The organism is Marinagarivorans sp. (assembly GCF_982758155.1).
Map to the genome: position 1 here is coordinate 14,943 of NZ_CEXWTU010000051.1, position 8,285 is coordinate 23,227.

General features: G+C 49.1%; 8 protein-coding genes. 4 read left to right on the forward strand and 4 right to left on the reverse strand.

Annotation, left to right across the window (positions count from 1 at the left end; all coding sequences use genetic code 11):
* Together AC3A8L_RS08085 and AC3A8L_RS08090 are read left to right on the forward strand one after the other, a co-directional pair.
* Positions 1 to 596: LysR family transcriptional regulator substrate-binding protein (locus AC3A8L_RS08085; RefSeq protein ID WP_487961728.1), on the forward strand; the 596-nt coding region annotated here is incomplete at its 5' end.
* 66 nt (positions 597 to 662) lie between these two features.
* Complete coding sequence (locus tag AC3A8L_RS08090) at positions 663 to 1,562, forward strand: TIGR04219 family outer membrane beta-barrel protein (RefSeq protein WP_487961729.1); 900 nt, start codon at positions 663 to 665, stop codon at positions 1,560 to 1,562.
* A 3-nt stretch (positions 1,563 to 1,565) separates the two neighbouring features.
* Here the strand turns inward: AC3A8L_RS08090 and AC3A8L_RS08095 are convergent, their stop codons facing one another.
* The 4 genes from AC3A8L_RS08095 to AC3A8L_RS08110 form a co-directional block, all read right to left on the reverse strand.
* Positions 1,566 to 2,498, reverse strand: coding sequence for a hypothetical protein (locus AC3A8L_RS08095; RefSeq protein ID WP_487961730.1), 933 nt, complete (start codon positions 2,496 to 2,498; stop codon positions 1,566 to 1,568).
* 325 nt (positions 2,499 to 2,823) lie between these two features.
* On the reverse strand, positions 2,824 to 3,993 hold the full coding sequence (locus tag AC3A8L_RS08100) for an MFS transporter (protein ID WP_487961731.1): 1,170 nt from the start codon (positions 3,991 to 3,993) through the stop codon (positions 2,824 to 2,826).
* Complete coding sequence (gene aroC, locus AC3A8L_RS08105) at positions 3,990 to 5,090, reverse strand: chorismate synthase (protein WP_487961732.1); 1,101 nt, start codon at positions 5,088 to 5,090, stop codon at positions 3,990 to 3,992. The genes AC3A8L_RS08100 and aroC overlap by 4 nt, the downstream gene beginning before the upstream one ends.
* A gap of 132 nt (positions 5,091 to 5,222) precedes the next feature.
* Positions 5,223 to 5,423, reverse strand: coding sequence for a hypothetical protein (locus AC3A8L_RS08110; protein WP_487961733.1), 201 nt, complete (start codon positions 5,421 to 5,423; stop codon positions 5,223 to 5,225).
* Here AC3A8L_RS08110 and AC3A8L_RS08115 point away from each other — a divergent pair.
* On the forward strand, positions 5,418 to 7,988 hold the full coding sequence (locus AC3A8L_RS08115; protein ID WP_487961734.1) for a DUF1592 domain-containing protein: 2,571 nt from the start codon (positions 5,418 to 5,420) through the stop codon (positions 7,986 to 7,988). The two genes, AC3A8L_RS08110 and AC3A8L_RS08115, sit on opposite strands and share 6 nt — an antisense overlap.
* A 16-nt stretch (positions 7,989 to 8,004) precedes the next feature.
* The coding region (locus tag AC3A8L_RS08120; RefSeq protein ID WP_487961735.1) for a hypothetical protein at positions 8,005 to 8,285 on the forward strand (281 nt) is incomplete at its 3' end.

The following is an 8,285-nucleotide window of genomic DNA, read 5'->3' on the forward strand; positions in this document are numbered from 1 at the left end:
CAACGAGCCATCACATTGGACTGCACAAACTACCACCAGTGTTGCGTGACTTTGCGGAACGCTACCCCAAGGTGAACCTGCGTTTTGAATTTTTAGACTCAGAAGTCGCTTGCGAGCGCGTACTGCAAGGTAGATGTGAGCTTGCCCTTGTGACGCTGCCACCAAAGATAGCTCCACCGCTTACTGCCACTGCCATCTGGCACGACCCTTTAGTGTTTATCACCAGCCACCAAAGCACCATTTCCGTCGATTGCACACTCGCCGAACTCAGCCAAAGCCCTGCCATACTACCCGACTTGAACACCTATACCGGGCAGTTGATCCATCGCTTTTTTAACGAACAAGACTTAAGCCTGAACATCAGTATGGCGACTAACTTTTTAGAGACGATAAAAATGCTGTGCTCTGTAGGGCTGGGCTGGAGCGTACTGCCAGCCAGCATGCTCGACGAACAACTGAAAGTGTTAAAGGTTAAAAGCTCAACACTTAAGCGCGATCTGGGCCTTATTCAGCATACCGGTCGCACACTCAGCAACGCTGGCCAAGCATTTATCACACGATTAAACAATACGACGCCAAATGGATCTAAGGTTTGATACCTGACCACAGACGCAAGCAAACATTTCTGCTATAACGACTGCATAGAAAACAAGGGGATTCTAATGAAAAAACTATTACTGGCCTCAATGGCCGCATTCTGTGCGCCGACGGCCTTTGCCGACTTTATTGGTGTGCATGGTTCAATTTCAACTTGGCAGAGTACATTTAGTGGTGAAATTGCTGGCACGGCTAAACTTGCTGAACGAGAAGCTTTCGGCTGGGGTGTTCCAAGCTTTGATGAACGTGGCTTTGAAAAAAACCAACAACTTTTTGGTCACATCGCTTTTGAGCACCCAATACCACTTTTGCCCAACGTTCGGCTCGGCTTTTCTAAAATAGCGGACAGCGGCACTAGCCCAGAAGAGATTAACACTCGCGAATTAAGCAGAGGTGTTATTAATGACAAGGAGATTTTTACAACGCTCGCTCAAGATGTTTACACCGAACTGAATATTGATGCTCTAGATGTCACTTTTTATTACGAAATTTTAGACAACTGGGTCAATTTAGACCTAGGCCTAACAGTGCGCCAGATGACGGGTGAGTTTTATGAATCGTCATTCATCGAATACCTTCCTGCAAGTACCTTAGGTAACAGCTGTATCAACCTCGGCTTTTCAAGTAGAAGCCTCATACCTGGAGGACCAAGCCTCTGCGAAATCCCACCACTAGGCTCAACAACTGACATAGACTTTATTGTACCCATGCTATTTGGAGAGATTCGCTTCGATCTCCCACTTTCTGGCTTTTTTGTTGGAGGCCGAGGCCATGCCATCGCTTACAGTAGTAACGAGGTTATAGACCTAGAAGTTGAAGCTGGCTACATGTTCGATATGACGGTTATGGAGCTTGGTGCTGCACTAGGATATAGAACCTCCAGCCTTAAAGCCGATGACCTAGAAGGCCTATACTCTGATGCAACCCTAGACGGCTTTTACGGTAGCCTAAAAGTTCATTTTTAGCGCTTAATTTACAGTCAAGGTCAACTCAGCCTGCTTAACAGCCTCTTCAATAAGAGGCTGTTCATTAGCTTCCATCCAGTAATAACTCGCACGATTCCAACGCCCAGCCGCTTGGTAACGATAATAGGAAATATGCTTGTTATTAGCAGCTGACTCCTGCTCCTTGGTTAATAAATTCTGCGACACTCGGGCGGCTTGCTGCCACGCCAAAGCCGAAGCTTTAATATTACCTTCACCTACATACGCAAACGCTAAGTGCTCACTCAATTGACTGGCGCTACGTAAAATGCGCATCGTTAATAAGCGATACGCTTTTTTCTCTTTTACAGTTTGCGCATTGGCAAACTTCCCCCAAAGCACCTCACCATAAGCCTCAAACTGCGCAACAACATCCACTATTTCAGCGCGATAATCACGCCACAATATTTCAGCTTCCGCATCACCTTTACGTAACCGGTCTCCCTCTGCGGCGTTGCGCTGCGTGGAATAGAGACGTTCGATATTTTGATTCAATAACTTATGCACTTGTAGTGCATCACCAAAGAATTGGCGTTCTTCACGGTAGCGCACGTTATCAAGGTCATCTTTTACAGACCACATGAGCATCACGACCTGACGTTTATACTGCCTGAGCGTCTTTAGTGTAGTTGCGGTGACTTCTCGATTAATCGTCGACAAAGCCACAGGGCTAGCGGCTGGACCCTGCAGACCACAATACTGCTGCGGCTTTCCCTCGTTGGCCGCACAAGCCGCCTTAATGCTTTTTTCTGCACTGAGACACTGCTCCTGCCAAATGGGTAAAGATATCACCTCACAGTCACAGTTCACGAGCGGGCATAGCTCCTCTGCGAAAAGCACAGTACTACCACCCATAAACATAGCCAGAACAACAAACAGGCTAACGACACGGGCCAAAAGAAATCGGCTTGTGCGCATATTGAATCCTAATTTAAACAATGAATTAACCGATAGCTCAGGCGTAAGGGACGAAGCAATAATAGTTTATCCAATTAGGCGAAGAGATCGGCTTTCTTATCGAGGCGCTTAAAGGGGCACATGCAGGGGCATGTAACGCTTTAAGCAACGAAGGTAAGGATGTCGGGATCAAGCATTAGTGGATGAAATATTGTTTCCTCGCCCCTAACGTCAAATAGCTTACGCTGCGCGAGTATTTTAGATAAAGGTCGAAGTATACGCCAACTATTGGATGCTTTCTGCTCAATCAGTCGTTATTTTTCTGGCTGAAGAACCCAAGATGCACTCACGACACTTGCCCCCCCGAACTACAAGGCCCTTTAGGCATAACAAATAGAGCAACCACAAAAGCGAGCACAGCCATAACTGCCGCCGCTGTAAACGCCACGCCACCACCCAAGTGCCACAGCCAACCAGCCGCATAAGTACCTACCGCCGCACCGCCGCCAAAACCCACAGCACTGTATAGCGCCTGCCCTCGCCCCTGCAAAGCCTCGCCAAAATAGGTTCTCACTAAGGTCATCGCCACAGCATGCACCAAACCAAAAGTAAGAGCGTGACCTATTTGCACGATAAAGAGTAACGCAATACTCTCTGGGAATATTCCAATCACCCACCAACGTAATGCAGCAACGGCAAAACACATCAGTAAGCAGTTCTTTAAACTCATTACTGCCAGCAATCGAGACGCGTAAATAAATAGCACGATTTCAGCAACAACGCCCACACTCCACAGCACGCTAATCGCTGTTCGACTATAACCATAATCCTGCAGGTGTAGCGTATAAAACCCGTAATACACACCATGACTGATCTGCAACAAGAACACGGCAATAAAAAAACCAGCGACGGTAGGCTTACGCAATACAGCCCACATACTCGAGGCTTCATTCATTCTGCGCTCAACTTTCGGGGCATCCGGCAAGGTGCAGCTAACAAAAGAAACGAGTACCAACCCCAACATTAAGCACAGCGGCAAATAGTTGATCGACACGCTATCAAACAACACCCCGAGAACGAGCACCATGACGATAAAGCCCACAGAGCCCCAAAGGCGAATATAACTATACAAACTCGAACGTTCGCCCAGGTGACTCAAGGTCAACCCCTCAAACTGTGGCAGCACGGCATTCCAAAAGAAGCTAAAGACAAAAGACGCGACCAGTAATACCCAAAAATCTTGGGAAAACAGCAAAGCGACAAAACTGATCAACGCGCCGAAAACACCCACGCGAATAATTAACAGGGGGCGACCCGTAGCGTCCGCAATAACCCCCCACACATAAGGTGCCATTAAACGCGTGATCATAGGGATGGCGGCAAGCAGGCCGATGATATGAGGCGCAAAGCCGATATTGTCGAGATACGCACTCCAGTAAGGCGATATCCCACCAATAACGGCAAAGTAACCAAAGTAGACAGCGCTTAAGCGCCAGTAAGGTGTACCTGAAATCAACCGGCAGCGCCGGGAACCACGGGCTCAACAACGGGATTGGCACCATTCTGGCCACGCTGGCGCAAAGCGTGATCCAACAAAATAATCGCCAGCATCGCTTCAGCAATGGGCGTCGCGCGAATTCCTACGCACGGGTCGTGGCGACCAGTGGTAATAATTTCGGCCGCCTCGCCATTCACATCCACGCTACGCCCAGGCAAACGTAAACTCGAGGTTGGCTTTAACGCTATATGCGCAACAATATCCTGGCCAGAAGATATTCCGCCCAAGACACCACCCGCATGATTACTCAAAAAGCCTTCGGGCGTGATCTCATCGCGGTGTTGTGTACCTTTCTGCTCCACACAAGCAAAGCCATCCCCTACCTCTACACCCTTTACCGCGTTAATACCCATCAAGGCATGTGCGATATCGGCATCTAAGCGATCAAATACTGGCTCGCCCCAACCGGCAGGCACCCCCTTCGCCACAACGGTTATTTTGGCACCAATGGAGTCGCCCTCTTTGCGCAACGCATCCATGTAAGCTTCCATTTCCGGTACTTTTTCGGCGTCTGGACAAAAGAACGGGTTGTTATGAATTTCACTCCAATCGACCTTATCGATAGTAATCGGCCCCAACTGGCTAAGGTATCCTGCCACCTCAACACCAAATTGTGCTTTGAGTACTTTTTTAGCTAAAGCGCCCGCGGCAACACGCATGGCAGTTTCTCGAGCAGAAGAACGACCGCCGCCACGATAATCGCGAATGCCGTACTTGTGGTGATAGGTGTAATCGGCATGGGCCGGCCGAAACTGATCCTTAATTTTACCGTAATCTTTAGAGCGCTGATCCGTATTACGAATCACCATGCCAATAGAAGTACCCGTTGTTTTGCCTTCAAAGACACCGGATAAAATTTCGACTTCGTCGGGTTCGCGGCGCTGCGTTGTGTGGCGAGAAGTCCCTGGTTTACGACGATCGAGATCAATCTGCAAATCGGCTTCCGAAAGCTCTATGCCCGGAGGACAACCATCCACAATGGCGCCCAATGCTAGACCATGACTTTCACCAAACGTAGTGACTGTAAAGAGCTTACCTATCGTATTACCGGACATAATTTTAAACCTTGGTAGACACGAGCCTGCCGACATCGCGATACATTGAGAAACAAAACCATAAAAGCTGCGTGATTATACGCAATAACCGCAAACCATGTGATAGGCGAATAGAACAGCTATCGTGATTCTTTATCCACATACAATCACAAACAAAGCAATACTTCGCCGCCACAATGGCGCATACACCACTTTGTGAAACACTTGGCAATTATTAGCTAAAAAAGCAATAGACATATCATTAATACGGATGGGTACTAAAAAAGGGGCATCAATGGGTTTAAAATTGCTAATGATATCGATTACATTCATTCCCGAGGGTTCATAATGCATCGCCCACTCTTTCTTGCACTTGGCGTCACCTTACTCAGCGCATGTGTTGCTACACCGGACGAAGAAAACTCCAGCTCGTCTATTGCGCTCAGCTCTCAAGCTAGCAGCGCTAGTTCAATACCGGTCACACTCTCAAGCGAGGCGGTGCCTACCAGCTCAAGCAGTGCAGCCAGCTCCGCGGGGCAAACTCTCAGCTTTCCTGCCGGAGATGCGAGTCGCGGTCGCATTTATTACACGGATAACTATAAAAACGATAATTTGCAATGCACTAGCTGCCACGATGATGACGGTAATGGCGCTGTAGCCAAAATCACAGCCGGAAAAATCAGTTACAACTACAGTAAAGATGAACTTGGCGAAATGCCATTAGCGGAATACATTTACCGCTATATGCCCGACGCCGCCGATAGCGGCCGCTGCGACGAACAATGCGCCGCCGATATCGCCGCTTATATTGACTCATGGGCCTCTCAAAGCTCTAGCTCAACACCCACACTAACTTATAAGGGCAACATCTGTGATGATCGAGTTACTTATGGGGCTCGCCAGTTAAAACTACTAACCCGCGGCGAATACCAAAACACCATTGAAGATCTCGTCGGTATCAATTTTGAAATCAGCAATAGCCTGCCCGATGACACTTATATCCACGGTTTCAGCAACAACGTCGGTGCCAGCGTCACCGAAGTCCATGTCGACAGCTACCTTATAGCCGCAGAAGAAATCGCCGCTTGGTCAAAAGCTCGCGGCTTTAACGGCATTGTTAATTGCGGTAGCGTTACAGCTGCGCAATGTGCCGCCGCATTCACGCAAGGCTTTGCTCAATCCGCATTCCGCCGGCCACTTAACCGCGAAGAAATCACAGCGATATCAAGTCTCTTTGGCGATGGCTTTATTGATGGCGATATTAATAACGGCATCGAAATGGCACTTACTGCCGTGCTTTCATCACCTGCCTTTTTATACCGTTCGGAACAAGGTGTTGCTGTTTCACAGGGCGAATACGACGGTGGCCAGTATGTATTTACAGGCACTACAACCGAACTAAAAGCGACTGACCTTCAACACAACTTTGGCGAAGCCGGCGATTTAGATGGCGCCTGGAAAGTTCGCTCGCGAGATCAACAAGAAGCAAAACTAGAGAAACACTTATCCTACACCGGCACTGGCACCCTAATGGAAGTTAAGGTGAAAGGCACAACTATTGGTGGCACCGTGCCGAAAATGACGGTTGCCGTGAACAGCTTCTCTCACGAAGTGACTGTCGACTGGCAAGACTACCGAACGATTAAAGTCTACTTTCCTGGCGTGTCCGGTCATCACGGCACACGTATAGCGCTTGATTTACGCAGCAAAGTCTACGACGAGTCTTTCTTCGAGGTGCATACCGTAACTTACGGCGAAGCCGAGTTAATGGAAAACGCACCCGACCTTGATGCCTACGCATTAACACCTTATGAAATAGCCACCTATCTTGCCTACACGTATACCGGCAGCACACCCGATGCTGCACTTATGGCGGCGGCCGAAAACGGAGAACTCAACACAGAAGCCCAAATTGCCGCACAAGTGGGTCGCCTTATTGAATCGCCACGCGCCAAAGCCCATCTGGGTGATTTTGCCGCACAATGGCTAGGCACCGACGACGCACTCCGTGAAGCTAAAGATCCTGCCAAATACCCAGAACTTACCGAAGAAGTTCGTCGCGCAATGGTGCAAGAGGTGCGCGAACTCTTCGCCCACGTAGTGCTGGATGACACTCAAACCATTGACCAATTTTTTGCCGCCGATTACACCTTTGCTAACGCCACGCTGGCTAGTTACTACGGCTTGAGCGGTGCTAACGGCAACGCATTCAGCAAAATTGATGGCGGTGCAAATCGCGGCGGTATTCTTACTACTGGCGCCTTTATGACAGCCTACGGTAACAATGATGAGACCTCACCTATTCGTCGTGCCGGCGCCGTTCGCGAGCGCTTACTGTGCCAAGATATTCCACCACCACCACCGGGCGTTGTCATTGATCGCGAAGCCGCCGCCGCTGAGCTAGCTAGCCAATGGGAAGGTGGGCATATCACCAACCGCGAGCGTTATCACGAATTAACTAAAGAAGGTTCATGCCAGGCGTGCCATAAAGAAATCATTAACCCGCTCGGTTTCGGCATGGAAGATTACGACACCATTGGCCGTCATCAGAATATTGACCGCAACGGTCTGATGGTTGATGCCAGCGGCGAGCTTATTGGCTTAAGCTTTGTTGGCGACGGTGCACGTTTACCATTTTATGGCGCCAAAGAGCTTTCGCACTCACTAGCAACCTTAGATAGCGCCAAGCACTGTTTTGCGCAAAACCTGTTTCGCTTTGCGATGGGTACAGGCCACGAGGTTATTGATGAAGACAATGAAGATTTGGGGTCTCTGACCGAACAAGAACATACTGACTACAGCTGCTCGATTGATGACATTACAGCCGCTATGGTTGCGGCTGATAGCAATCCTAAAGAAATCCTAAAGCAGTTGGGTGCGCTAAAGCTCGTGCGCTACCGCAAAGAACTTAACCGATAAGCGAAGGCCTACAATTATGAAAAAACATCAATTTGCAATCGGTAGCCGTCGCTCATTCGTTAAAAGCGCCGCGAAAATGGGCCTATCCTCCGCCGCACTCAATAGTGGCCTTATGGGCGCTAATATGCTTTGGAGCCGAGGCGCACTCGCACAAGACGGGCCAGCACCAAAACGCTTTATTACTATCCACATTACTAATGGCGCCCACCCAGAAAATTGGCACGCCAAAGGCGAAGGCAGCGACTTCACTTTACCGCAAGGCAGTGCTCCGCTTGGCATTAGCGGCATACGCGAGCG

Bases quoted from the DNA above. Each gene is read 5' to 3' on its own strand.
- AC3A8L_RS08110 (WP_487961733.1), bottom strand. From the start codon at position 5,423: ATGCATTATGAACCCTCGGGAATGAATGTAATCGATATCATTAGCAAT.
- AC3A8L_RS08115 (WP_487961734.1), top strand. From the start codon at position 5,418: ATGCATCGCCCACTCTTTCTTGCACTTGGCGTCACCTTACTCAGCGCA.
- aroC (WP_487961732.1), bottom strand. From the start codon at position 5,090: ATGTCCGGTAATACGATAGGTAAGCTCTTTACAGTCACTACGTTTGGT.
- AC3A8L_RS08095 (WP_487961730.1), bottom strand. From the start codon at position 2,498: ATGCGCACAAGCCGATTTCTTTTGGCCCGTGTCGTTAGCCTGTTTGTT.
- AC3A8L_RS08090 (WP_487961729.1), top strand. From the start codon at position 663: ATGAAAAAACTATTACTGGCCTCAATGGCCGCATTCTGTGCGCCGACG.